General features: G+C 45.1%; 25 protein-coding genes. 15 read left to right on the top strand and 10 right to left on the bottom strand.

All coding sequences use genetic code 11. From position 1 onward, the window contains the following. Nucleotide 1 precedes the first annotated feature (1 nt). From NYE54_RS05875 to NYE54_RS05925, 11 genes are all read left to right on the top strand, one after another. Entirely contained in the window at nt 2–871 is an 870-nt protein-coding gene (locus NYE54_RS05875) for a sugar ABC transporter permease (RefSeq protein WP_098742108.1), read from the top strand. 19 nt (nt 872–890) lie between these two features. Continuing rightward, nucleotides 891–1,859, top strand: coding sequence for a carbohydrate ABC transporter permease (locus NYE54_RS05880; protein ID WP_339270740.1), 969 nt, complete (start codon nt 891–893; stop codon nt 1,857–1,859). A 40-nt stretch (nt 1,860–1,899) separates the two neighbouring features. After that, nucleotides 1,900–3,315, top strand: a complete 1,416-nt coding sequence (locus NYE54_RS05885; protein WP_339270741.1) for an extracellular solute-binding protein — start codon at nt 1,900–1,902, stop codon at nt 3,313–3,315. Between the two features lie 191 nt (nt 3,316–3,506). Then, complete coding sequence (locus NYE54_RS05890) at nt 3,507–4,391, top strand: AraC family transcriptional regulator (RefSeq protein WP_339270742.1); 885 nt, start codon at nt 3,507–3,509, stop codon at nt 4,389–4,391. A gap of 233 nt (nt 4,392–4,624) precedes the next feature. Further along, nucleotides 4,625–6,019 (top strand): extracellular solute-binding protein, encoded by a 1,395-nt coding sequence (locus NYE54_RS05895; RefSeq protein ID WP_339270744.1) that lies wholly within the window; start codon nt 4,625–4,627, stop codon nt 6,017–6,019. Nucleotides 6,020–6,069: 50 nt separating this feature from the next. After that, complete coding sequence (locus NYE54_RS05900) at nt 6,070–7,305, top strand: glycoside hydrolase family 16 protein (protein WP_339270746.1); 1,236 nt, start codon at nt 6,070–6,072, stop codon at nt 7,303–7,305. 249 nt (nt 7,306–7,554) lie between these two features. Beyond that, nucleotides 7,555–8,307, top strand: coding sequence for a superoxide dismutase family protein (locus NYE54_RS05905; RefSeq protein WP_339270748.1), 753 nt, complete (start codon nt 7,555–7,557; stop codon nt 8,305–8,307). A gap of 582 nt (nt 8,308–8,889) precedes the next feature. After that, on the top strand, nt 8,890–9,219 hold the full coding sequence (locus NYE54_RS05910; RefSeq protein ID WP_339270750.1) for a nucleoside triphosphate pyrophosphohydrolase: 330 nt from the start codon (nt 8,890–8,892) through the stop codon (nt 9,217–9,219). 394 nt (nt 9,220–9,613) lie between these two features. Next, nucleotides 9,614–9,757 carry a hypothetical protein gene (locus NYE54_RS05915; RefSeq protein ID WP_339270751.1) on the top strand — a complete coding sequence of 48 codons (144 nt, stop codon included), beginning with the start codon at nt 9,614–9,616 and terminating at the stop codon, nt 9,755–9,757. Nucleotides 9,758–9,793: 36 nt separating this feature from the next. Further along, complete coding sequence (locus NYE54_RS05920) at nt 9,794–10,828, top strand: EndoU domain-containing protein (RefSeq protein ID WP_339270752.1); 1,035 nt, start codon at nt 9,794–9,796, stop codon at nt 10,826–10,828. A gap of 25 nt (nt 10,829–10,853) precedes the next feature. After that, nucleotides 10,854–11,270: a hypothetical protein gene (locus NYE54_RS05925; protein ID WP_076326516.1), complete on the top strand. Its 417-nt coding sequence runs from the start codon at nt 10,854–10,856 to the stop codon at nt 11,268–11,270. Between the two features lie 338 nt (nt 11,271–11,608). Here NYE54_RS05925 and NYE54_RS05930 read toward each other — a convergent pair whose 3' ends face one another. The 6 genes from NYE54_RS05930 to ssuC all read right to left on the bottom strand — a co-directional run bounded on the left by NYE54_RS05930 (nt 11,609) and on the right by ssuC (nt 17,387). Beyond that, nucleotides 11,609–12,598 (bottom strand): ABC transporter substrate-binding protein, encoded by a 990-nt coding sequence (locus NYE54_RS05930; RefSeq protein ID WP_339270754.1) that lies wholly within the window; start codon nt 12,596–12,598, stop codon nt 11,609–11,611. 27 nt (nt 12,599–12,625) lie between these two features. Then, complete coding sequence (locus NYE54_RS05935) at nt 12,626–13,768, bottom strand: LLM class flavin-dependent oxidoreductase (RefSeq protein ID WP_339270756.1); 1,143 nt, start codon at nt 13,766–13,768, stop codon at nt 12,626–12,628. A gap of 1 nt (nt 13,769) precedes the next feature. Then, nucleotides 13,770–14,669 (bottom strand): aliphatic sulfonate ABC transporter substrate-binding protein, encoded by a 900-nt coding sequence (locus tag NYE54_RS05940; RefSeq protein WP_339270758.1) that lies wholly within the window; start codon nt 14,667–14,669, stop codon nt 13,770–13,772. Beyond that, nucleotides 14,666–15,682, bottom strand: coding sequence for an ABC transporter substrate-binding protein (locus NYE54_RS05945; protein ID WP_339270760.1), 1,017 nt, complete (start codon nt 15,680–15,682; stop codon nt 14,666–14,668). The genes NYE54_RS05940 and NYE54_RS05945 overlap by 4 nt, the downstream gene beginning before the upstream one ends. A 114-nt stretch (nt 15,683–15,796) precedes the next feature. Then, nucleotides 15,797–16,594: an ATP-binding cassette domain-containing protein gene (locus NYE54_RS05950; protein WP_339270761.1), complete on the bottom strand. Its 798-nt coding sequence runs from the start codon at nt 16,592–16,594 to the stop codon at nt 15,797–15,799. 13 nt (nt 16,595–16,607) lie between these two features. Further along, complete coding sequence (gene ssuC, locus NYE54_RS05955) at nt 16,608–17,387, bottom strand: aliphatic sulfonate ABC transporter permease SsuC (protein WP_339270762.1); 780 nt, start codon at nt 17,385–17,387, stop codon at nt 16,608–16,610. 396 nt (nt 17,388–17,783) lie between these two features. Between ssuC and NYE54_RS05960 the strand changes: the two genes are divergently transcribed. From NYE54_RS05960 to NYE54_RS05970, 3 genes are all read left to right on the top strand, one after another. Beyond that, on the top strand, nt 17,784–18,158 hold the full coding sequence (locus NYE54_RS05960; RefSeq protein WP_339273397.1) for a hypothetical protein: 375 nt from the start codon (nt 17,784–17,786) through the stop codon (nt 18,156–18,158). A 112-nt stretch (nt 18,159–18,270) separates the two neighbouring features. Further along, complete coding sequence (locus NYE54_RS05965; protein ID WP_339270764.1) at nt 18,271–19,008, top strand: SMI1/KNR4 family protein; 738 nt, start codon at nt 18,271–18,273, stop codon at nt 19,006–19,008. 767 nt (nt 19,009–19,775) lie between these two features. Beyond that, on the top strand, nt 19,776–20,360 hold the full coding sequence (locus NYE54_RS05970) for a hypothetical protein (RefSeq protein ID WP_339270766.1): 585 nt from the start codon (nt 19,776–19,778) through the stop codon (nt 20,358–20,360). Between the two features lie 83 nt (nt 20,361–20,443). Here NYE54_RS05970 and NYE54_RS05975 read toward each other — a convergent pair whose 3' ends face one another. Further along, complete coding sequence (locus NYE54_RS05975; RefSeq protein WP_339270768.1) at nt 20,444–21,313, bottom strand: AraC family transcriptional regulator; 870 nt, start codon at nt 21,311–21,313, stop codon at nt 20,444–20,446. Between the two features lie 251 nt (nt 21,314–21,564). Between NYE54_RS05975 and NYE54_RS05980 the strand changes: the two genes are divergently transcribed. Next, nucleotides 21,565–21,990: a DUF6157 family protein gene (locus NYE54_RS05980; protein WP_339270770.1), complete on the top strand. Its 426-nt coding sequence runs from the start codon at nt 21,565–21,567 to the stop codon at nt 21,988–21,990. 150 nt (nt 21,991–22,140) lie between these two features. On the opposite strand, the gene NYE54_RS05985 is transcribed toward NYE54_RS05980, so the two are convergent. From NYE54_RS05985 to NYE54_RS05995, 3 genes are all read right to left on the bottom strand, one after another. Continuing rightward, nucleotides 22,141–23,493 carry a solute carrier family 23 protein gene (locus tag NYE54_RS05985; protein WP_339270771.1) on the bottom strand — a complete coding sequence of 451 codons (1,353 nt, stop codon included), beginning with the start codon at nt 23,491–23,493 and terminating at the stop codon, nt 22,141–22,143. A gap of 44 nt (nt 23,494–23,537) precedes the next feature. Beyond that, entirely contained in the window at nt 23,538–24,902 is a 1,365-nt protein-coding gene (gene guaD, locus NYE54_RS05990; RefSeq protein WP_339270772.1) for a guanine deaminase, read from the bottom strand. A gap of 286 nt (nt 24,903–25,188) precedes the next feature. Beyond that, nucleotides 25,189–25,896, bottom strand: a complete 708-nt coding sequence (locus tag NYE54_RS05995; protein WP_339270774.1) for a hypothetical protein — start codon at nt 25,894–25,896, stop codon at nt 25,189–25,191. Between the last annotated feature and the right edge of the window lie 176 nt (nt 25,897–26,072).

The raw sequence follows: 26,072 nt of genomic DNA on the forward strand, positions 1-26,072 counted from the left end.
TATGGCCCCAAAGCGAATACTCTCTGCTAAGAGATCCCGAAAGCTGGAAGGGTCGTTATTTATTGCACCGTGGTTGATCGGCTTTATCGCTTTTTTAGGATTTCCGCTAGTCTTCTCACTCTTTATGAGCTTTCACACGGTAAAAATATTGCCGAAGAAAATTGTGTACGACTTTGTTGGCGTCAAATATTACCGCGAGATCTTGTTTAACAGCTCGGATCTATACGATAAGTTAATTCCATACTTCCAGGAAGTCGTCATCATGATCCCGGTTATCGTCATATTTGCCTTGATGATCTCTATTATGCTGAACCAAAAGCTGCCCGGTCGATTCTTATTCCGCGCCATCTTCTTTTTACCGGTTATCTTCTCTACGGGTGCTGTGCTGATGTCATTTATTAATCAAGGGGAAGGCAACCTGGGTTTCCTTGAACGATTTAATATTGGCGGTTACATGGATATGTTCCTTGGGGACAGTTCATGGGCGAAACCTGTAAAGACCGTATTGAATCAGTTTGTCCTTGTCTTATGGTATTCCGGGGTGCAAATTCTGCTCTTTATTGCAGGCCTTCAGACCATTTCGACGTCTGCGTATGAATCAGCTCGAATTGATGGTGCTACACCATGGGAGGTATTTTGGAAGATCACACTTCCAGCAATGTCACCGTTCATCCTGCTGAACTTAATTTATACCGTTGTAGATATGTTTACGTTCCCATCCAATCCTGTCATTAGTTTGATCAATACGGGGAACTACGGATTTAATAGTGCACTCGCATGGATTTACTTTGCTATTATTCTTGTATTCTTAGGAATTGTCATTCTCCTCTACAGTAGAATTAACCGGAAAAATGCAGGAGTAAATCGTTAGTGAGGAAGGGAGGCAGAACATGAAGGTTGAATTAGCGAGGCGTGTGAAACTGAAACAGAAGTTCACAACGAAACGTGGATTACGGCAAGTGAAGTATACGATTCTAGGTCGAGAGATGAATCAAGGGCTGATATTTAAACTAGTCTTGTACGGCATATTCATCGTAACCTCCTATGTGTATATGAACCCGATTTTAAAAATGCTGGTGAAGATGATCATGAGTGCCAAGGACTTAATTGATCCAACCGTGACGTGGATTCCGTCTTCCGTTTACTTAGGTCATGTGGTCGAAGCTTGGAAGCTGCTGGATTATCCGAAGTCTCTCTCCATCAGTGTACTGATTGCGATTTCGACTGCTGTGCTGCACTGTATCTCGTGTGGGCTAGCGGGCTATGCCTTGGCAAGACTCGATGTCCCATTCAAGAAGACGATTCTATTCCTCGTCTTCTTGGCATTCATTATTCCGCCGCAAGTTGTTATTTTGCCGACGATTATGGTGTATACGAAGCTTGGATTGAACGGTCATTTATTAACCTTAATTTTGCCTTCTATTTTTGGGTTCGGTGTCAAGGGCGCACTCTTTGTCATCATTTTCCGTCAATTCTTCTCCACGCAGCCCAAAGCATTGGAAGAAGCGGCCCGTATCGATGGTGCAAGTGCTTTGAGATTTTATGTACGCGTTATGTTTCCATTGGCAAGACCAGCCATTCTCGTCGTCCTGTTGTTCTCGTTCGTCTGGACTTGGAATGACACGTACTACCCTAGGATGTTCCTGGGTTCAAGCGGCGATATGCCGTTAGCACTGAAAATGTCATTTATCGATAGTCAGTTGACGACGTTTATTACGAATGGAGGACTGCCGGAATATTTAGCCGAACCGATTAAAATGGGTGCAAGCTTCCTGGTTATATTGCCTCCGCTTATTCTTTACCTCTTTGCCCAGCGTTACTTTGTTGAGAGTGTTGAACGTACAGGTTTGGTCGAGTAGAACTGGATCCATAATTTAGGATAATACAGGAGGATTATATATGAAGAGAAAATCGATTTTTCTAATCATTACTTTTGTATTCATGCTAACAACAATACTTTCAGGTTGTACCGGCAATGATTCGGTAAATAAAGAACCGGAAGTTGTATCCGAAGCGAAGCCTGCTGGGACTAATGAAAAAGCTGCACAGGAAGAAGAAGTGGATTGGACGAGTAAAGCTGTGACGGATTTCAGCGAGGAGACAACGATCACCATTCAACATGAATGGGGCATAGATCAGATTGCTCCTCTCATGCAGCCCATTGAAGATAAGCTCCAAGCAGAAGGTAAGAATATAACCGTTCATTGGATTCAAGGTGATTCCACCTCGGAAGCATTGCAAGAATTGAACGCTAGCGGTGTCGTCCCGGATATTATTTACAGTTCTAAGGGAATTGATGGTTTAAAAGAACTGGATATGGTTGAGCCCATTGATGACTTCATGAAGATATACGAAATGGATGAAACTAGTATCAATCCATCTGTAATATCCTTGTTCCGCTCCTACGATGATAAGGGTTCAATGGTTGGTGTACCCACGTTTGCTGATACCATTACGTTATTTTACAATAAAGAGATTTTCGATATGTTCGGCGTTCCTTACCCGACAGACCATATGACGTGGGATGAAACCTTTGAGTTAGCTAAGAAGTTGACCGGAGAACGAAATGGTGTAAACTACCGTGGTCTGGAGATGGGCTATACGAACAGCCTGACAAGCGAAGCGCTCGCACCTCTTAAAGAAATTATTACGAATGTTGTGGATCCTGAAACGGATGAAGTATTACTTACGAAGGAGCCGGCAGTTACAAGATATTTCGAATTGATGAAAAAGTTCTATAGCATACCAGGGATATATGAACGTGATCCGGATAAACAAGCAAGCTTCTTTGCCGGTGGAACGGCTGCGATGTTAGTGTCTTGGCCGACATACTTGGAATGGGGAATTCCTGAAACCATTCGACCGAATGTTGATTCGGTTCTCATGCCCATCTGGGGAGGGGAAGAACAGTTAGCGTCACCTACGCAAGCTCATATGTATGTATTGAATAAATACAGTGAGCAAAAAGATGCAGCTTTCCAGTGGATGAAAGAAGTCGTTGCGGAAGATATGCAGATGAAGTTCTCCGCTGCAGGATATCCGACGGTATTGAAGAGTCCTGAAGTTATCGCGACATTCGGCAGCGAAAAAGATATTTACGAAGGCAAAAATGTAAAAGCGTATTTCCCGGAAAACGCGAGAATAATTGAAGGTAGAAAATCGGAATATCAGCGATTAGCTGAAGGTATGATTACCGAGAAACTGAAGGACTTCGCGAACTCAGATATGAATATCGCCGAATTTTTGCGGAAGCTGGAAGAAGAAATGACGATTAAGATCAAGGAAGAGCAACAAAAGAAAGAACAAGGTCAATAAGAACCTCTGGACGCCTGCATAAGTATTTGTTAAGAACCTGAGGCCAACGTCTCAGGTTCTTGGCGCTATATAGCTTTACGCACTTGTTGGACTATTTTGCTGATTAAATCTTCACACTATCTCTATGGGGATTCATGTATTGTAGAAAACAGGGGATGAATCAGTCGAAAAGTGGGGAAGGTGAATTCGCGATGTATGATAAGCTTCCAGTCCTGAATCCAGAGGAAACGATCCCGATATTGCAGGATCAATTCTATTATCCACCTTATATTACGCTTGCCCATATGTATAAACCTCCAATGGGTTGGTTTATGATACCTCAGCAGATTAGTCAATATCAGCTTCTATATGGAGTCGATGGGAAGGCGGATAATATTATGAATGGCGTTAAGTGTCCGCTTGGAAAAGGGGATATTTACATCATTCGGCCCGGTGCTGTTCGTTCATTGCAACCATCTAAGAATGAGCCATATGTGGGAATAACCATTTCATTTCATTTTGGACTGTCAAAGTCACCAATAGAATTCATGTTTGGAAAAGACTACATTAAGGGGAGCGATCCAGATGGATCGTTACTAGGCAAACTAATCCCCTTAATTCAGGCGATCCAGCAGCATACGTTGACAAGTAATATGCTTGCCCAAGGACTGTTGTTACAAATATTATATGATTTGGCTAATAACAATCCGGTTGATGAAACAGCGAAGCAAACCACAAAAATCAATGCAAAGATGGTGAAAATCTGTAATTACATTAAAGAAAATTATAGTACGACGATTCGTTTAGATACGCTAAGTGAGATGACGGGGCTGAGCAGAAACTATATCATACGGCAATTTCGCAAGTGTTACGGTATGACGCCGTCTGATTATCTGGCTACGATTCGCATAGAGAAGGCGAAGCAGCTCGCACTTGAAACCGATCTTTCGATCAGCGAGATTGCGAACCAGGTCGGATATACGGAGCTGCACTCATTTAGTCGGATGTTCAAAAAACGAATGGGAATCAGCCTGAGTCAGTTTAATGCAACGCTTATTTCGTCACTCGATATCGTCTCCCCCCTAGAAGAATCTTAGGGGGTTATTTTTGTTATAAAAGTGTTACTCTGGGCTAAATACTTCCAGGGATTAGCCGAGTAAACTATGAATTAGATCGATTTGAAAACGCTTCCGATGTCTAGTGGACAGTTCAAGTTCGATTCAGAATTAGCCTATGAAAATGTAAGAAGACCGGATCGAATGGCTTTTGGATTCATTTAATCCATTCTTTTCACATCGGTATTATGAATTTGATGTAGGAGGAGTTATATATGAAAAAAAGTAGTCGGAAAAGTCTAGGCCTGCTGTTAATGATGTGTCTCTTGTTCCTTCTCGTTCTGGGGGCATGTTCATCAGGAGGAGGCGGTGAAGCAGCAAGTGATAAGCCGGATACAACAGAGTCAACAGAGGCAACGAATGCGAATACAGAAGAGCAAGAAGAGAAGCCCAAGCCTGTAGAATTGAAACAATTCTCGAATGAACCCGTTACGTTAAAGGTAGCAACCCAATGGGGTGAAGAAAATTTCCAGAACAATTTTGTTCAGGATATGAAGGAGCTGGTTCCTCATATTACATTCGAATATGTGGATTGGAATGGAACGGTTGAAGGGATCCAGGAGATTAACAGCGCAGGGACGGTTGTTGACCTACTAACGCCCAACCTTGGGGTGGATGTGCTGCTCGATCTTGATATGGTACAGCCGCTGGATGAGATGGTAAAAGAGTATGGGATCGATTTGAGCACAGTGGACCCGTCGTTTATTGCTCTGATTCGCTCCCAAGACCCTGAAGGACGGCTGATCGGATTGACGGGTAACGGAGGGATTTATGGTCTCTTCTATAATAAAGAAGTATTCGACCTATTCGGTGTTCCCTATCCGACAGAAAACATGACTTGGGATGAAATCATTGACCTCGCTAAGAAAACGACAGGTACCCGTGAAGGAAATCAATACATAGGATTGGAGTTCGGCTCGGATACGGTGGATGCTGCTCTATTACAATTATCTATAACATTGACAGATCCAGATACCGGGGAACTGTTATTGTCTAAAGATCCGAAGTTTACGAAATACATGGAACTGATGAAAAAAATATATAGTATCCCAGGCATCTACAATCCGGAAGAACCAGATAAGTTTATGCAAAAAACAGCTGCAATGGAAATCAACTGGCATGGTTTCCTGACTTGGTTTGGAGGGGAGACCCCGGAGGAAAGAGCAGATTTCAAGAAAGACATGGACATTCTGCCGGTTCCATCCTGGTCCGACATCCCACAAACGGCTCCAGCGGTTCATACGGCGCCTACCGTAATTAACCCGTATAGCGAGAATAAAGAAGCAGCGCTGCAAGTACTTCAAGCCATTATTTCAATAGAGAACCAAACGAAGGCTACAAGAAAAGGCACAATCCCGGCTACCTCCGATGTGGAAATACGCAAACAGTTTGGTGCCGACAATCCAGATCATCAAGGCAAAAATGTAATGGCCATGTTCCAAAACCAATTTGCCCTTCCTCCTGCCAGAGCAAGCGTGTGGGATAAATATGTCGATTTGAATGGGGCTATGCAGAAGTTTGCGACCTCGGACATGAACATCCCAGAGTTTATTCGGGTGCTTGAAGAGGAATCAGCGATCAAGATTAAGGATGCCAAGAATAAGGAGTAAGAGAGTTTCGTTCAGACAAAATAGAGTACGGAATAGGAGCGAGTAAAATCATGACAGATATGTTGCATAAGGAAGGCTGGACCCTCGTATTTCATGAAGAGTTTGATGGGGAAACGCTCGACCAGACGAAGTTCTCACCCTACGGGTTATCCCATTGGAAGACATTAGAGGAAGCAAAGGCGACCTATCAATTACGTGATAGCTGTATCGTGTTACAACTGCCTGATGAGCATAAGCGTGTATCCGCTATTGTTACGGGGATGCGAGACGGACTACACCGATACGGTGATAATTTCGGACTAAACCATCATGATCGTGCCTTCATGAACCTTGTGACGAAATATGGTTACTTCGAGTTACGTGCGAAGGTGGCGAAAGGGAGCGGGCTTAATTCAGCTTGGTGGATGATCGGGTTCGAAAATGAGAAGGAGCAAAATGCTGAAGTCGACATTTTTGAAATGTTAGGCAAAGACACACGTTTACTGAATACAACACTTCATTCATTACGTGATACGAAGTTGAAGTACGCCCATATTCCGTATCGTACGGATGTAGACTTATCTGAAGATTTTCACGTATACGGCTTTGAGTGGGATGAATCCGGTATGAAGTTCTACCTGGATCATGAGCTATATTGGGAAATCGATCAGTCACCGGATTATCCGATGGTTACATTGCTCCAGATTAATGATGGCGATGGGGGATGGATTGGCGACCTGGATCGATCCATTCCGTATCCGAAGGAGTTCCTCGTTGATTATTTAAGGGTATATAAGCGCGAGGGGATGCCTATGGAGCTCATTCCGCTCGAAGGAACGGAAGGCAATCTCGCCCGGTTTGCCATTAGCGGAGTAGGTAACGATATTACCTGGGGAGATTTGTACAACGCACAATCGCATATTTGTTATATCAATGACGGCGATCCGAATACCGCTCTAATCAGCAAACCGGAAGAGTCATTACCTCACTATATTTATTTGGATTGGATGGAACCGAAAGCATTTGATATGGTATCGTTAACGACACGAGCGGGATTGAAGCATGGCCCGACACAGTGGGATATTGAAATATCTCCAGATGGTGTATCCGATTGGCGTAAAGTGGGTGAATCCGGGCAGGTTGCATGGAGTTATCGTGAGAATGAGTTAGAAACGTTCGAAGTCAGGTTTGCCCAAGTAGAGCAGGCTAAGTCGATTCGCTTGGTTATTCAAGCCTTCAATGAGAGTCAAGAAACAGGAACGTATCTTATCCAGGACATAGCTGTCTATTTGAGCACAAAGGCGTAATAGATCAGAGCTGATCCGAAGCGGAGACGGATGAACTGTTGGCTGTACACATGGCCGGTAGGAAATGGATGGATGGCCTAAACTGAAGCGGTCGTAGTTACCTCATTGTAGTTTATTCGTTTATCACTTGTACATGTCTTTGGAATCAATGACCAACGCCGAAAGCCTCAAACCCATAAAATAACGGTTGAAACGTATAAGATCAGGGTATTGGGAGATGTATGAATACCATCATCAGGAGGCGATGAAGTGAAGAAGAAGACCTACAAGTTGAAACATATGGCCGGAGCATTTCTTGCTGGTGCCATGCTGTTTTCAGGATTTTCGCTGGCGGCTGCCAATCCCGAAGGAGCCGTAGATGCGATTAAACACGCAACATCTAAAATAAGCTACTACGTCAATGGCAAGGACCACTCTACACCTGCCGGTCAATTCATGAACCAAGGGACGGCGGCCCCGGATTCCATTATTCACAACGGCACGACTTACGTGCCTGTTCGCATCGTTTCTGATCTGGTCGGCCAGCCCGTGTATTGGGAGCAAGCTTCCCGAACGATCTCTTTGGGACTTCCCGTGGTCAAGCTGTACAATGCGGCGAGCGAGCCTGTTGGTTCCACTACCTTGGAGCAGATCAATGACGGGGTGAAGGTGAAGATTACCGCATCCGGTCTCACTCCAGGCAAGCATGGGTTCCATGTGCATGAGAATGTGATACAGGGAACAGATTTTAAATCTGCCGGAAGGCATTTTAATCCGACCGACAAGCATCATGGCCTTGAGAATCCGCAAGGAAGCCATGTTGGCGACATGCCGAACCTGGTCGTCGGCGCAGACGGCACCGTTGAAGCGGAGATGATCATTCAGCATGGCACACTTGAAAAGAATCAGCCTAATTCGGTGCTGGGACGCTCGCTGATCATTCATGCCGGCGAAGATGATGGCGTAACCGATCCAGCGGGTAATTCCGGCGACCGTGTGGCTGGCGGGAATATTCCGGAGTAATCTAGTAAGTTGATAGTACATCGGTTTGCAGCATATGAAATCCAGTGAAAAACGCATCTCCACAGGGAGGTGCGTTTTTTTGATGGCTGTGCAACGAAGGGGAGAGAAGGAACTGGTGGAGTAGTTTATGTAAGGTGTAATCTTGGTGGATACGTCGTTAACGATTGACTGCCATACTGTAGAGGGATCATCGAAGTTCCGGTTTGGATCAGAACAGGTATACGGATTTACCGTTGGGTTGTCCATGATTTAGAGTTTTTGATGGTTTTGGCTTTCCGTTATTCGGACCGTTGTTGCTTTTTGCGGATATGCCGTATAGGGTTAGTTAATTCTAATATCCAAGTACTCAGGAGTTTAGTAGTTTGTAGCAGACCACTAATTATAGTTGAAAAAAGACCGTAGATGTAAAATGTAGGACCCATTAGAATGGGAAATTTCGCATTAATTAAGTATCTATCTGACAGTTGCGGTGATTGTAAAAAAAGAACTCCCTTCTAGCTATTACTTCGTATAACGTCAGGAATGCTTCTTTGATATGATACAATGTAAATACATAATTAACCATGTAAAGGATGAGAATCTATGCCGGTTTACAACAAGCTAGTTCGGGATATGATTCCCCAAGTCATTGAATCTACAGGCAAAGAATTTCGCACACGGATCTTGGATGAGGAAGAGTATAAGAAAGAATTGATCATAAAGCTGAAAGAAGAGTCGGAAGAGTACTTTGCCGCTGAAAGTTCAAAGGAGTCATTGGAAGAACTTGCAGATATGCTTGAGGTTATCCGGGCATTGGCGGTGGTACATGGAGCAACATGGGAAGAGCTTGAAGCCTTGAGAGAGAAGAAGGAGGAAGCTCGAGGCGGATTCCAAGAACGGGTGTATCTAATCGATGTCGACGACAACGCTTAATGTCAAACTGATTACGGAAAACTTAGCAGACGATTTAATCACCAGGATGCAGAATGCTTCCGGAATCTATATTATGACTTCCTTCGTTATGCAATCAGGGGGGCGTTTATTGGCTCCCCATTTGAAAAGTGCGATCGAACGGGGACACCAGCAGAGACACTGAACGATTGAACATTCAATTAATTAACGGGATCGCGCTCAAGAATAAGTTGATGCCTGGAGAAAGAAGAAACGGATCGGATAAATCATTAATACATAAGAAGGGCGATGCATTTACATGAAGCGCCCTTGCAAGTGCATTAATCGTTAGCAACGTAGGCGCTTTTTTAACTTTCTCAATTTCAGTTATTTGTATTTGAGTATAATCTGTTTAGCGAATAATGGAGTGAAATAAATGCCCAAAATCCAGGTTCCACCCGAGTTGCTGATTCAAGTCGCTGAGAAGTTCCGTATAGAGTCCCTGCAAATGGAATGGAGAATAAGTTCCCTGGACCATCAAATGGATACCATGCTGATGTGGGAGGGAACGACGCGGTAGCGTTTTTTTGAAGATTTTCATAGAGCCCGCAGCGAAATGACCCAGACGATTGAATATATGAGATCAATTAGTGATGAATTAAAACGCATTGCTTATAGATTTATATTAGTAGATGAAGAACTATTACCTCTTGCTCTGGTAGGCAGCAAAGAGGAGCCCAAGACTTGGCTTGAAGAGGCCTGGGGCAGCTTGAAAGAATTAGGAAACGGAATAATGGCTGCTTCTAACGAGAGATATGATAAACGGTATTCTTCGGTGTGGAGCTTTTTGGATTACTGGACAGCTGGCGTACCCAAAGGTGCTTACCAAGGTTATGTGGAAAGGGCTGATAAGCTTTTTGATTCCCCGAATCACTTCGCCAATGGTAAGACCTTTGGAGTACATGGAACTATTAGAGAAGCCATTTTTCCTATAAATGCATGGTCTACAGAACATGTTGCTAGTATCATTGGAGCAGCAGGAATTGCTACGGGTGCAACAGTACCTCTTATGAAACCGAAAGATATATTGAGTCCATCTGTTAAATATGAAGTTAGAAAAGGTAATGATGGCTTGAAGCATGATTCGAGTGGAGATGGAGGAGGAACGCCGAAGAAAGCTGAGGGGTCAGGTGAGGTTGGTAAAGTTATACCAACAAACAGTACTGTTATTAGTCCAGAAATGAAAGATAAGATATTGGAGGGACAACGCAAAAACCCAAATAAGAATGACTTAATAGGTGGGCATTCTCCTGAAATCACTAACCGTAATCCAAATTATGCAGTTGAAGAGATCTCGATTAACCCTGATGGTACGAGAAAAGTAAGGTTTACCACACAATTCCTAGATGGAAATCTTTCTAAAATTAAAACAAGTACACTCTTTCCAGAGTCTTGGACTGAAGAACAAATTCTAAATAGCATAACTAATGTTGGTAATGCACCAGCTATTTCTACCAGGTTAAGAGATGGGGCAACTTGGCATAGAGCTGTTGTTAATGGTGTTGAAATTGATGTAATTAAAGCTGGTGAAAATGTGACCAGTGGTTATCCAACAGGAACAGTAAATGCATCTCGCCCAGCAGGTTTTTAATTCAACATTAATGGAGGCAATGTATATGTACAAAGAACTAGATAACCTATTATCTGCGGATACAACAGTAGATTCGTGGTACGATGATGGCTGTGTCATTGCAAACGAGATCCTTGCAGAATTTAGTCCAAGTGATTGGGATGAATTATCTAATCAAGTACTAAGTAAACCAGTAGAATGGCAAAGAAAATTGGCATATTGTTTAGATAATGAGTGCAATATGTATGAACTTAACATTTTAATAGCATTACTGAGCACTAATGATGTTGAGTTGTTCGAGATATGCATTGACACACTAAGAAGTTTTACAAATCAAGATAGTAAGAAAATGATATTAGATAATCCCATAATAATACAACGTGTTAATAGCATTTTATCGCAAACATCGAGCTTACCAGTGAAAAATATGCTTCAAGATTTTCTTTCAAAAATACATTCGTAATTTTGCGCTCTATACCTTGATTGGTTTTAGGTCTTTCAAGGTTTCTTTTTTTGGAGGGGGCTACCCAGTACTGTATGAACCCATCAAACATTAATGATCAATAACGTTTTAGATCAGTATAAGACAAAATATTTAACCACAAGTCTACTTAAGTGAATTTTCGAATCGGAGGGCGTATATAGATTTCTCCGTCCTCTTTCCCGGATCTCTAAGTAACTATTTACGTTAGTAGCTGAAAAAAAGGACACAAAGTCCTCAATAGACTTCGTGTCCTCGAATGGTTCCACCCTAACGATTTTTGCCTGTACTTCGCTCCTCTTAGATCTTCCTCAACGGCTTCACTTCAACGTCCTCACATCCACCGTATTAGATATAACATCAACTTCATTCGGAATAATCCCTTTCTCAAACATATAATCGGCCACTGCTTGCCAACGTTGGCGGACGGTGTCATCAATAGGGGCTAGCGGGAATAAAGAGCCTTCTAATTGTTGACGAGCAACGGGTTCGGAGACGCCTTGGATCTCTTGAATTAATTGGACGGTGTGATCGACGTCTTTAGATAGAAGCGAAGCCTCTTCATTCAACCCTTCAAATACTTCACGAACGAGTTCAGAATGTTCCTTCAGGAAGCCATTTCGAACAATATACACCGTATCATTGTCAGATTCGATGTCGCCTGCGGATATGACCAGCTCTGCACCGAAGTCGACGAGCGCAACGGCTGTAAACGAACCCCATGTCGCCCAAGCATCGACTTGCCCGCTCTCAAAGGCAGGCCCTGCTTCCGTTGGCGGAAGATAGACAATCTCGACTTCGCTTGCATCGAGTCCACCTTTCTCCAGCGCTTTATATAGTAGGTATTCGCCGGTACCGCCGCGGTTTACAGCGATCTTCTTACCTCGAAGGTCGGAAGGACTCTTAATGCCGGCTTCCGGCTTGGCGACAATGCCTTGATTATCTTGATCGCCAGGCTGCTTCGTAAAAATGGTGAATTCGGATGATCCACCTACAAGAGCACTAATTGCAGCAGTGATCGAGCCAATCGTGATATCGATGGAATCAGCGTTTAACGCTTCGATCGCCGGAGACATGGCCGCAAAACCGCCGGTTTTTTCAACTTTCGCTCCGGCTGCTTCAAGCCTTTTATACAGGGGCCCGCCTTCATCGGATAAACTTAATGGCTGAGCACTGCGCAGTATGCCTAGACGAACGGGTACGGCCTCATCATCCTCAGGGTTGGCTTGTTTCGCTTGACCGGCTTTACCACAAGCCGCTAACGTTACTAATAGAAATATGAATAGTAAATGAAAGCTTATTTTTCGCATAGGACACTTCCCTTTTTGCCTGATCATTTAGTGGATCTGATGAGCCCAAGTGAAAACCTTCTCCTGTTCTTCTTGCTTCGGTGTCGTTGCGGCCTCACCGTCAATGAATAGATGGGGCAGGATGTATTCTCCTACACGATAAGCTTCTTCGAGCAGTGGAACACCGGAGAAAATAAAGGTTGAAATGCCCGCATCTTGATACTCTCTTAAGCGCGCCAAAACGGTTGCCGGACTGCCTACGATCGTTGTGCCCGGACCTGGTCTTACCAGACTCATCCCGGCCCATAAATCCGGATAAATTTCAAGCTCCCGAGCGTCTTTAGGAATTTGGCCGTTGTGATTGCCAAGCATCCGCTGCTGCCCCACCGAATCGCTATTACGAAGGACCTTCTGCATATTTTCCACGGTTTGCGGATCCATCGTCTTGAGCAGCCGATCCACTTCTTGCCAAGCTTCTTCGTCCGTATCTCGAACGATCAGGTATAACCGGATGCCATACCGCATGGTACGGCCTTGCTCAGCAGCTAAAGCTTGAAGATCTTGAATCTTCTCTGCGACTTGCGGAGGCGTTTCCCCCCAGCTCAGGTACGTATCGATATGCTTGGCTGCCGTGAGGTGAGCCGCTTGCGACGATCCGCCGAACCACAGGGGCGGCGTTGGCTTCTGCGTGGAGGTGAGCTGTAAGGCTTTGCCTTCAGCCGTGATATACTTGCCATGGAAGTCTAGGCTGTCTCCGGCCACCGCTTGTTTCCATACTTCAATCCATTCATCCGTGTAGGCATAGCGTTCATCATGCCCAAGCGTTGAACCATAGGCGCGCATTTGCGCCGTGTTTCCGTTCACGATGTTTAATAATACGTGTCCTCCGGAAAAATCATCGAAGGTTTGCGCCATTTTCGCGGCCAGCACGGGCGAAATCAACGGTGGATGAACAGCGATTAGAAAACGCATGTTGTTCGTGCTGGATATGAGGGATGATCCCAGTACCCACGTATCATGCGGGCCCGTTGCAAGCAGTGCACCGGTAAACCCTAATTGGTCAACAGCCGAGGCAATCTGCCTTAGGTAAGGTAAATCGATTTTGCGAGCGCCCTCCGTTGACCAAGGGCTGCGGCCATCCGGCGCTGTTAAATACCAATACACTTCAACGTTGTCTTTATGTGCAGCCACGTTATTCTCCTCCAATTTCTACGGGTACAGGCAAAACGGCATCTGAAACGACAATTTCCTTAGGCAAAATGTGCTGTCGCGCTAACAGATCGGCAACCTGCTGCTGTTCAGTTATGAATTCTTCGGTAATCGGCTGCAGCCCCCAAGGTCTGCGCCGAAGCGCGGCTTCCCATGATTCCACGGAAGGCCAATGGGGCAAGTCCCGGGCAAACAGCTCCGCCGCTTCGCGCGTATTTTCTTGAATCCACGCATCGGCCTGCTGCAGAGCTTCGACAACGGCCTTGAGCAGCTGCGGTCGATTTGTCGCAAAATCCCGGTCGGCAAACCATACGGAACGGTGAGAGATATGGGATTCAAGCGGCACCAGCGTACGAACGAGTCCTTTGTTATGCAGCTCCGTCAGCTGCGGGTCGTTGCCGACCCATGCCTCCACTTCGCCCGCCAGCAATGCATTGGCCCCCTCATTGCCTATATCCGCACGAGCGACATCATCATATAGAAGGCCTTCTTTATCGAGAGCGGTTGCCAGAAAACTTGTATGCCAGGACCCTTCGGAAAGCGCAATGCGCAAACCTTTCAATTCCGCAACGGATTGCACCGGCGACTCTTTGCGAATGACTAAGGCTCCGCTAGCTGTACGAGGATTAGATACCGCAACGTACACAATATCGATATCCGAAGCCTGCGCGGTTAACGGCGGCGTAGACCCTGTACCTCCAAAGTCGATTTCTCCAGAAGCGATACGTAGAGGCGTCTTCGCTCCATCGGTGTAATCGACCCAAGCAACGGATGCGTTATGGTCTTTAAGAATCTCTTCTAAAAAGCCTAAGCGGCGCAATACGAATAACGAATGATTATTGGGATGAACGCCGATGGTTACGTCTGCTTTCGTTTGAGTCATGTGAGGGACACTCCTTTGGCTATGTTTTGTTCAGCCGCGGCTAATGGTTCTGGAAGACTCCAGTCCCATACGTTCACGGGATTCGGGATGAAACCATGCTCGAACAGGAACCTGCTTTGGGCATCAAGCGCCGTTAGATAGTCTTCGCGTAGTGCCGGTCGAAGCGAAATATTACGGTAAGCGGAGGCCACATATTCGGATGAAGCGCCGGTTTCTTTTGTAACGACCCGAATGAAATCATTGGGATGATCTTTGGACCAATCAGCGGCGCGAAGCAGAGAAGTGAGAATCTGTTCAACGACATGTTCCTGCTCCGTCAATGCCGTATCGACGGTCACGGTTCGGGGCACGCCATTGTTGACTCGCACCAGCGGATCCGGATGGAACCCAAGCTCGATCACTTCCTTCACGGCGACCGTGCGGGCGGCCTCAAGCCCGGTGGCTCCTTTGACAAAAACGGCATCGATCTCCCGTCGCTGCAGCGCCTCGATCTCGGTATTCCATGAATCCCTTCTTCCTTCAGGAACCGCCTCAAGATGAACGATGTTGACTTCATCCAGCGTAAGATTTGCAAGCGAGAGCGCATTATGAAAACCGCGAAGCGCTTGGGCCGCTCGAAAATCAATTTCTAAATAACGATGGCGAGGAATTCCGATTCTTTTTCCACGCAAATCGCCAGGCCCCTGAATATCCGAGTCGGGAAGGGTAAGGATCGCTTGATATTCATCGACCCAGCTTAGTCCGATAAGCCGCGTATCGCTCCCGGTTGAGCGTGCCCATAAAGCCGGAATGTTTCCTCCTTCCCGCACCAGGAAAGGCAAGGTGTGATTAAAATGCGCATGAGGCAAAGCGTGATTGGCGTTTCTTGTTAGTTCCGCCGCCGTACATCCGGACTTTTCAAGCTCCTGTTGAAGAAGCCCTAGGTCAAGGGCCAAACTGGCTGCTGTCGGAACCGGGCAGCGTGTAATCCTAATTTCCTTCACGATTTCTTGCGGGTTATCGATGTTAGGCATGCTTCAGGGCTCCTTTCTTTTTTCGGTTTCACGTCCTGTCATCGCTCGCTTTTGATCCACCTCCTTCAAGAAATGGTTATCCATTAAGCCTTACAAGCGGGCTTATGTTAGAATCTATGACCCTTTCTTTAATGGGTAGGGGAGGTCCTCTGCTTCATTTCGGCTTTCCATTTCGGTTATGCCCATGACCCGTTTCAGGATGTGATCGATGAATGCTGCCACTTCGGCATTTCCCCGTTGACGCGGACGTGAGAAAGGGACAATTCGATCCATCGCGATCCGGCCTTCCTCAATGAGTACTACGCGATCGGCCAGGACGACAGCCTCTTCGACATCGTGGGTAATCAAGACGGTCGTAAATTGCTGCTGCTTCCACAACGATTCGATTAATTGCTGCATTTCGATGCGGGTCAATGCATCCAGCGCGCCTAAAGGTTCATCGAGCAACAATAATTTTGGCTGGCTGGCTAACGCTCTTGCTAAGGCGACTCGTTGTTTCTGACCGCCGGACAGCACGGACGGCCATTCATTCGCCCGCGTTCCTAGCCCAACCTGGTCTAAGGCGGCTTCGGCTTTATGACTGTCTTCTTTTCGAAGTCCGATCGCTACATTATCGATGACCTTATTCCAAGGCAACAGCCTTGCATCTTGAAACATCATCCGAGTTTCGGCATGCACATGCTGAATCGGATGGTCATTAATCCATATGTCTCCCGACGTGGAGGGTTCCAATCCGGCGATCACGCGCAATAACGTGCTTTTCCCGCAGCCGCTTCGCCCGATGATGGCAATGAACTCTCCTGGCTTCACGTCTAGCTCAATGCCTCGAAGCACAGTCTGTTCGCCGAAGCTTTTCTGTAATTTGGTTATACGTAGGTGTACACCATGGGTAGAGGAAATCAGGGTCGACACATCCTTTCAGAGCTTACTTTTGATAATTCGGGTTCCATTGTAAAAACCGCTTCTCTAGGAGCTTGGCGATGGAATCGGCCAGTTTTCCAAATAAGGCATAAAGCAAAATGGTAAGAAGAATAATGTCGGTTTGCATGTATTCTCTTGCGTTCATGGCAAGAAAGCCGATTCCCGAATTCGTAGCAATCGTTTCGGATACGATTAAAGTCAACCACATGATGCCTAAAGCGTAGCGGAGTCCGACTAAAATGGAAGGAAGTGCGCCAGGCAGAACGACTTTCCAAAAGAGCGAAGCTGAGCGCAGCCCGTATACGTTCCCCATTTCGATCAATCCGTTGTCCACGGAGCGGATGCCGTGCAAGGTATTGATGTAGACCGGAAATAACACGCCAACCGCGACCAAGAATATTTTCGACTCTTCGCCAATGCCAAACCATAGAACGACTAATGGAATCATCGCCAGATGAGGAACATTGCGTACCATTTGAATCGTCGTATCTAACAATTTTTCAGCGATGGAAGATAAGCCGTTGATGAAACCCAGCACAAGACCGATCCCCCCGCCGATTAAGAAACCAATGAACGCTCTTTGAAAACTAATTGAAATATGCTCGATTAATTCTCCTGATAACAGCAAATCTCTGAAAGAAAATAAAACGTCCTGAGGCAGGGGGAGGATTTTCCTCGAAATCACGTCAAGATTGGATAATATAGCCCACACAACGATTAGTAAGATGGGGAGAACCCAAGGCAAACATTTTTCGATGATGGGATTGGACATGAGCTTTCTCATCACTTCAACTCACCTAGCCTTCAAAAATAGGATCAAAAGAAAAAGGCCACAACGCCAGCACAATATCTGCTGAGGTTGTGACCTCCATTTGAATGGTCGGTATCATTTAATGTTTAATAATTCCTATAAGTTTAATATGGATTTGATTATACTTCCCGATTTTGGTTTCGTCAACCGGAAATATGCGAGTCTATAGTCTATGGAAGAGGCTATGTTAAAATATGGTGTAATGTATATTCTCCCATACGGAAAATACGTTCTTAATTGAAGTGATATATAGGAGTGTTTCATATTAACAATAAAGTAGCCCTATTGTATGTTGTTCTTGTTGCTTCCCTCCTAACTTCCTGTTCGCCAAGAAACCCGGATCGAATAGAAGAATCCGGCTCGTTGGAGATGGTAAATATCTATTTGTACCGTAACGATACCCATCACGTTCAACCCGAACTGATCAATGTTCAAAGTGACCCTGATTTGCTAAGGAATGCCGCACAATGGCCACAGAGTGGAGAACCCGAACAACTGCCCAATATTCAAGAAATTAAACAAATGTATGTCTTTCAGTTTCAATTTCGCAACGGAGATACGATCCAAGATGTCTATTATATGTATGTTACCGACACAAGTAATGAGCAGTACATGAAGGAATTTGAAGGGAGTCTTAAAAAGGATACCGACAAATTTGATGCTTCAGAAAAAGAACGGATACTAAATTTAGTAGGACTTGAAGACTGGAAAAAGGTTTCAGTTTCAGACTTATTAAATTCATGATTGTTAGATTGAATAAATTAGATTGTATTCGTTGCGAAGCGTATCAATATTCTCTAGAAGAACTCGCAGAAGCTTGTTGAACGATATACATCGAGGAGGTTAACCAAACTAAATGAAAGCAACAATCGAAGGACTTCTCCATGTACTAGGAGAGCATCATAAGGGGTCCCACGGCATTCCGGAGGAGGACATTCAAGCAAAGGAACAGAGCCTGGGTTTTCCATTGCCGACGGTGCTGCGGGAATATTATAAGATTTTGGGACGATCCCCATATACCACCCAAGGGTGCAATAATCAATATGAACCGCTCCCTCTGCAGGATGTGTTCATTCCCGATGATACATTTTTTACGACAGATAAGGCGTTTCTGGTCTTCTATCAAGTAGAGGAATCCGTAATATATTGCGGGATCCGACTTCAGGATTTAGAACAGGAAGATCCACCGGTTTATCTGTGCGCTTGGAACTCGCCCGACTGGCAACTGGAAAATCGATCGCTTCAACGTTTTCTCGCTGGCAAGGGACTCGTTCAGTTGGGCGTGGAGGATCGGCTGCCGTATTGGGCCATTTTCGATGAGAGCATGTGGAGCTTGTCCGACTATCGCAGATGTATGCGTCTGGAGGAACCGGAGCATGAGATGGAGGAAGGATCAGAGCTGAATGCATGGAAAATCTATCTGAAGGACGATGTGCTGATCGTGTTTGAACTTGACGTATCCGAAGAGGAGACGGATGAAACGTTGGCTGTATATCTGGCGTCCTTTCAGCCAGCGAGCATGGAGGATTTGCTGAGCGAGATGAGTAAGGCAACTGACTTGCCTTCATTTCGAACGAATCTGTCAGCTCAGTGAGGGATTGAGGGAGCAAGTAAGAGGAGGCAAGTAAGAAGTAGCGGATAGAACGAACCTATTTGATGGATAATTTTATGGTACAATATGTATATAATAAAGTGGACTGAGGATGCTGCTAACATCCACACTCCTAACAACTGCCGCTTTTAAGAGCGGTAGGCTGTACAAGGTTCAGAAATAGGTCGTCACCCTTGCCTAGGGCGGCCTATTTCTTTTTGTTTTGACAAGCTGTGAACAGAATTGGAGCATGAATGTCAGTGCATTCTTAACCTGCACGGGCATCATGCTGGAATTCCTTAACAGACCTCACGATGAACCGTATCCTAAGTCATTAAACTAACAGGCAAAATAGTTTAAGATTATGCGCGGTGAACCGTACCCCAAGTAAGAGGGAATGGTTGGTTACGGTCCAATGGATTGAATGGGGGAAATATATTGTAGATTCGTTTGCATCTCGAGAGAGGTGCTTTTTTTCGTTTAAAGATTCCTCACGATCCCTTCACCAATTACAGCAAGATTTGAAAAGTAAGGGCAGGCTATATTTGTTAAGTTATATTCGACAAACATAATAAGGAAGGGGCCGTAGCAAAAAAAAATCATAATAACCTCAATGTTGGTTGGAGTCAAAACCTGTCATGTCGAGAAAAGACTTGGCGATCATGTTATTAATACCTAGAAGTGGAGGAATCATCGTGAATATAGAGCACAATAAAGAGGTAAGTAGATCTATAATAACACCACATGTTCTCAAACGGTGGTCAGGATTTATGGCAGTAATAGCAGGTATTCTATATATCGTCATTCAGTTTATCCACCCGACAGATGATATCTCTTCTGTGCACACAAACTCTTGGGTAGTGGTTGCATGCCTGACTATGGCTATGTCGCTCTTTAACCTGATCGGAATTACGGGATTCTATATAAGCCAAGCGAAAGAAGCGGGGTGGCTTGGCTTGGTCGGTTTCCTTTTGTTCAATCTGTTCTGGTTAATGTCAATCATTTTTAGTTTTATCGAAGCATTCGTTTTGCCGTTGCTGACAAGTGATGCTGAGAAGTTTGTGGAAGGAATGGCTGGACTCTTTGGAGGAACGGTTAGCGAGGTTGATCTGGGGATCTTCCCAATATTAGCACCGCTCGCGGGAGTATTGTATATGCTAGGAGGTCTGTTGCTAGGCATCGCCACATTACGTGCCAGAGTCTTCCCTCGCCCAGCAGCAATTCTGCTGGCCTTCGCTTCTGTAGTGACCATTGCTGCTGCAATCATCCCCCATCCGTTTGATCGGGCATTAGCGATACCTATGGGATTAGCTCTTATATGGATGGGATATACTGTTTGGTCGGAACGTAAGTAAGCATCGAATTAGAGATGTCTTCGATCTTCCCTATTTGAATGAAATAAATAGTTCCTCTGACGGTTTGGCTCCTCGGTGCAACATTAAATTTCCAGATCGTCAGGGAGTTTCTTGATGGGTGCATAGATATGGTAGGTTGAATCCAGATTGTGGACGTCATTAAAAACTTGGATAAGTTCAATATCCGATTGATCAGACTCTTGCTTGGAAATCTTTAAGAATCTTGCATAGTCTGTTTTGAGCACTTCTCCAATATCAAGCAGGTCGCCAAAATAGTTGAACCTCGCACAAAAAATAGTCGGTACATCAACCGTGAAATAAAAGGGTTTATGAATTTGAATTTCACTTGGGATTCCGAACAGAACTTTGAACCGGGTTGAATTGGGTTGACAGTTTGAATAAATGACAAAACAAGAACCATTTATGTTTTCATCAATATGATTCAACAGCATTTTGGAATGAGAGTGAATCTTCTTTTTGTAATCATCAGTGGCTAGGTCTACTTCAAAGGCAATCCCGCTTATTCGGGTCTCTTTGAACTCTGTCAGTGTGAAATCCGTGACGACATCACCATTCATATTTTTAAATGGTCTTTTAACCACAGTAGGTATTTGAGTCGGAGAGATTTTATTGAACCCTGCTCTTAGCGAACTTGGAGCTATCCCGTAATGTTGTTTGAATGCCCGGGTGAATGAGGCTTGCGTACCAAAGGCTAACTGATAAGCAATATCGGTAAGCGATAAGTTGTTGTTATAAATGAGTGATAAAGCGGCATTCAATCTTCTAGATAGGATGTACTGATTTAACGAACAGCCCATCATGGCAGAGAAAAGCCTATGAAAATAATATTTAGACATATTGAAAGTAAGAGCAACGGATGACACGGATAAAGGCTGTTCTAAATTCTCCTCAATATGAATCAATGCTTGTTCTATTATCCTATGATGGTTCATACTATCTCCCTTCGTCACGTGCTCTAATTTTTTGTGCTAAGTATACCACACGCGTTATACCGCTTAGAAGGCAATTCGCAATCCGCGAATTGTTAAACAGAGGCTCCTCATTATTTGTATAGAATTAGGGGGAAATACGAAAAAACGGTCAGATGACTGACCGATTCTGTCAGGGATAGAGGGATATAATTGGATATAAATAAGTCGATGTGTTATGAGTGGTTCTATATATTGGATTAGGAGGAACGAAAATGGATTGGAATTACTATGATACGTTTATTACCGTTGCCGCAGATTGCCCCGTTGAGACTGGAACGCAGCCACCAGACAAGAAAGACGGAAAAACCAAGCCGGGCATCGAGTTTGAGTTAATCACGAATCATCCGTATGGCTATACCCAGGAGGAGCTCTTGTACGAAGTGTATATCCGACACAAAAATATTCCGGAGGCAGAGTTAGCCGAGAGAGGGAACCAGATTCGAGACGAGTTTTATATGAAGCCGCAACCATGCTTGAGAGCATCGATGCTCCCGAAGAAATACGGGTGGGGTATTCATTTCAATGCAAAGGGGCAAATCGCGATCGTTCCGGTGGAATCCCCTGATTATCGGCGCTTCGTGGAAAGAGCCTATGGGAATGTGAAGCTGCTAGCCGCGATGAGAAACAAGAGGAGGTGAGTGCAATCACAGGTTCAGTAAAACACATGTTTGATTTGATCAGTGTCCCCCATATACAAAAAACCACCCCCAAAGCCTACGACAAACGTAGTCTCTCTAGGGGCAGCTCTGTAAACCTTACATATAACTCCAATTGCCTCGCTCTACAACTTACTTCGCACTAGGCAGCAATTTATTCAACAAGATCGCTGCAAGCGAAGCAGCCAGAATCGGTGAGCCCAACAAATACTGCACGAACGTAGGCAGCGTGTACAAGAAATCTTTAGGAATGAGCACTAACGCTAACGTCAAAATCATCGGGATGGCGATAATGTACATTTCTTTTTCCCCGATTTTTTCGTTCTTCATGACCTGGATCCCGTTAATCGAGATGATACCGCAGACGATTGCGAATACGCCGCCGATGACCGCAGTTGGGATCGAGGAGATCAGCGCGGCCAATTTGCCGGAGCAGCCGAAGAGGACAAACCATCCACCTACCGCAAGAAAGACTCGGCGACTAGCTACGCCCGTGATGGAGATGATACCTGCATTCGTGGAATAGCCGGTAACCGGCGTCGAGCCGAGTCCCGAAGCAATCAGGCAGCTAATCCCTTCTCCAATGACCCCACGGTTAATGTTCTTATCGGTTAACGGTTTATCAATAACGTTGCTGATGGCAAACCATGTCCCCGTCGTTTCTGCCAGCAGAACGAGATAAATAATGATCATGGTGATGATCGCCGAGAAGTCGAACGAGAAGCCAAAATCCTTAAACGGAATCTGCGGCATGCTGAACCACTTGGCGTTTGCGACAGCGCTGAAGTCCAGCACACCCATAAAGTTAGCGGAGATACATCCGATAATTAATGCGACCATCACGGACGTAACGCGGAATATCGCGCCTCTTGTGCGGAACAAAGAACCCAGGATCACGAACAGGATGAGTGCACCAGCTGAGATCAGGGCCAGCAGCACGTTCTGATTGATGGTAGCGTCCGTGGCGCCGTAGATATTGTCTCGAATAGCAACAGGCAATAAGGACAGACCGACGATGAAGATGATCGTGCCCCCGACAATGGGCGGGATAAAGGAGGTAACGATTTTATTGAAGACTCCCGTATACCCCAAAATAATCACGAGGATCGCGCCAATTAAGCTCGCGCCCAGCACGGAACTCCAACCCATCTCTCCGCCGCCGCTGGCGGCATAAATGGCGACAATTGCGCCGAGAGGAACATAGGAAGGACCCTGCGCCATCGGCAGCTTCATACAGAAATACGTTTGCACGATTGTGGCAAGCCCGGCTGCAATAAACGTGGATTGAATTAATGCGCTGGACTGATTGGGCGCCAAGCCAATTAGCATGGCAATCAGGAAAGGAACGACATAGACGTCCATCGCGACGACATGCTGTAAACCGAGAATGGCGGATTTCCCGAATGAAATTTTGCCGTCGGGAGGAACCGTTAAATGCTGTGATGTTGTTTGCGTGTCATTTTGCTCTTCTGCTTGTGTTTTCACTCCGCTGGACACCTCGAATGTTAGGATGAATTGCTATATCTTTCTTAACGCGTATGAACCTTTTCCCCTTGCACCCACACCTCGCGGATATGCTCAGGCCGTGCCAGATACATGATTTTCTGAAAAATATCTTGTATGTCTTCAAACTCATCAAAAATCGGCAGCTTCGCAGACGGAAGTCTCGTATCGATCACCTGCACATCCCATGCGTAGTTTTCTTGAATGCGACCGATCGGCAAGCTCAGGCTATCACCGCCCCCGGCCGTAGCCAGATAGAATGCCTGATGGACCGTTATCCGCGACTCGGGTACGCCACGAGCTTCCGCAGGAAGGGAGGTGTTCACGCCATCTTCCAGCATCCTTGAAGACATCACGGCTTGTCTTATGTTATCAAAGAGACTGGGCGAGAAGCCGCCGGATAGATCCGAGCCTAAACCGATCTCGACATTTTTGGCATGGAAGCGGGCAACCGGGATTACGCTGTTGGCGAAATACGCGTTGGATATCGGGCAATGGGCGATCGCGGTGCCGGTGTCAGCGAATAGTTCTGCATCCTGATCATCAAGGAAATTACAATGAGCCATGACCGATTTATCGCGCAGCAGTCCAAAATCATTCAAGGCAAACGCATCGTTTTTCTGGAACCGATCTTTCACATAACCGTGCGCCCAATCGCTTTCGCTGCAGTGGGACTGCACATACGTATCGTATTTGGCTGCCAGCTCGCCTAAACCCTTCAGCCCCTCATCGGTACAGCTTGGAATAAAGCGTGGGGTGACGACGGGATACACGCCTTGTTTTGTGGTCTTGGCGAGTTCCTGTACAGCGATAATAAATTCCTCCGTATCCGCCAGTGCCGTGGATGTGTCCGCATCGCGGTAGTAATCTGGATTCTGCTCGGGGTCGTCCATGACAACCTTTCCGACAAGTCCGCGCTGGCCCTTGTTCGCACAGATTTGGGCTAACAACAAGCTGGCTTCTTTATGCACCGTGGCAAAATAAAGGGCCGTCGTTGTTCCGTTGGCCAGCAGGGTGCTTACCACATCGTCGTAAACCTTTTGCGCAAACTCGAGATCGGAGAACTTCGATTCCAGCGGGAACGTATAGGTATTCAGCCAATCATAGAGCGGAATGTCCAATGCGGTACCGGATTGAGCCCATTGCGGGGCGTGAACATGCAAATCGACAAAGCCAGGCAAGAAATACTGTCCTTCCTCTAGTCGATGAAAGCTGTCCGTGCCTTGATACGTATCCAGCAAGGATTGATAGTCGGCGTCTTCCGGTGCCACGACTCGCTCAATCATTCCGTCAGCATTGATACAGTAAAGATAGTCTCTTAATACTTGAATTTCTTTGGGCGATTTGCTTGAAAAAGAAGTCCCTTGAAATAATAACATATATTTACTCATGTTTACCGCCTTAATGTTCGTTTTTTGGAGCGCTTTTGTCATTATAGTCCGTTGAAAAAGAGATGTCCATAGTTTAAAGGCGAATAGATATGAGCGCTGGTCTGGTAGGGTGATCACTAAGCGTAAGGGGGGGCCTTGGCGAAAACAGGGGGGCTATGTTGAGTATGGAGCTCGGATGTAACTTAACATAATAGGAGGAGCATAAACTTGCACAGAAAATCTATAAGAATAAACTGTTTTACTCCATGCAATGTAATAGTCAAAAAAAGAGCCAAGTTGGCTCGAATTATTTTGAACTCACTAATTCCTCGCCCTTGACTCTCCAAATCTTCGCACCGCTTACAAAAGTATTGGATTCTTTATCATATGTCACTTCCTGTGCATCAAGCGTCTCGTTTAGATTCGTTGCAACGATATGAGCATTCTTGAGTTGGTAAATTGATGTTTGGGCAGCAGTACCAACCGTTGCAACAATTTCATTGGTTCCGTCCTGGTCAACATCTGCTTCCACTGTATGCGCGTCAATTCCCAATACCTTTGGAGAACTTGTACCTGTTTGAATGTAATAACTAATGGGGCAATTAGCTCCACATGCTCCAGTTACTTTAATATAAGTCTTATCAAGTGTTTTAACCCGACTAACTGTATATTGATCAGTATTTTGAGAAGAGTAACCAACTTGACCAATTTCAAAAATATTCGTTCCAATCTTTATTGCCGCAGTAACATTTTCATCATCATGATTTTTTTGATAAAAATAGGTAGTGTAATTATCTAACTTTTGTTTGAGTATGACTTTGGTCAAGTCTGTTTCGACAATTTTCTTTAGTGGTTTTTCTAGGTCCACATCTTTGAAACTTAGGGTATATTGCATAGGATGTTTGCCCGTGTCAGAATCATCAACTGTTGAGTTAGATATGGGGATATCAGACGCCTGATTGCAACCGGTGAGGAGAAAAAATACTGTTAACAATGTTATTCCTATTCTTTTCATTAAATCCCCAACCTTTTCTATTTTATTAAGTTTTGCAGATTTTATTATATTCGATATTTAAATTGAAATGTTGATACTATGTTTTTCTTTAATTAAACATTAGTAACCATTGTTGTATATGCATTTAAATGAGCGGACTACGACCCAATAACCACTGAGATGAGTGGATCTTCATG

This window comes from Paenibacillus sp. FSL K6-1330 (assembly GCF_037976825.1).
GTDB lineage: Bacteria > Bacillota > Bacilli > Paenibacillales > Paenibacillaceae > Paenibacillus_AQ.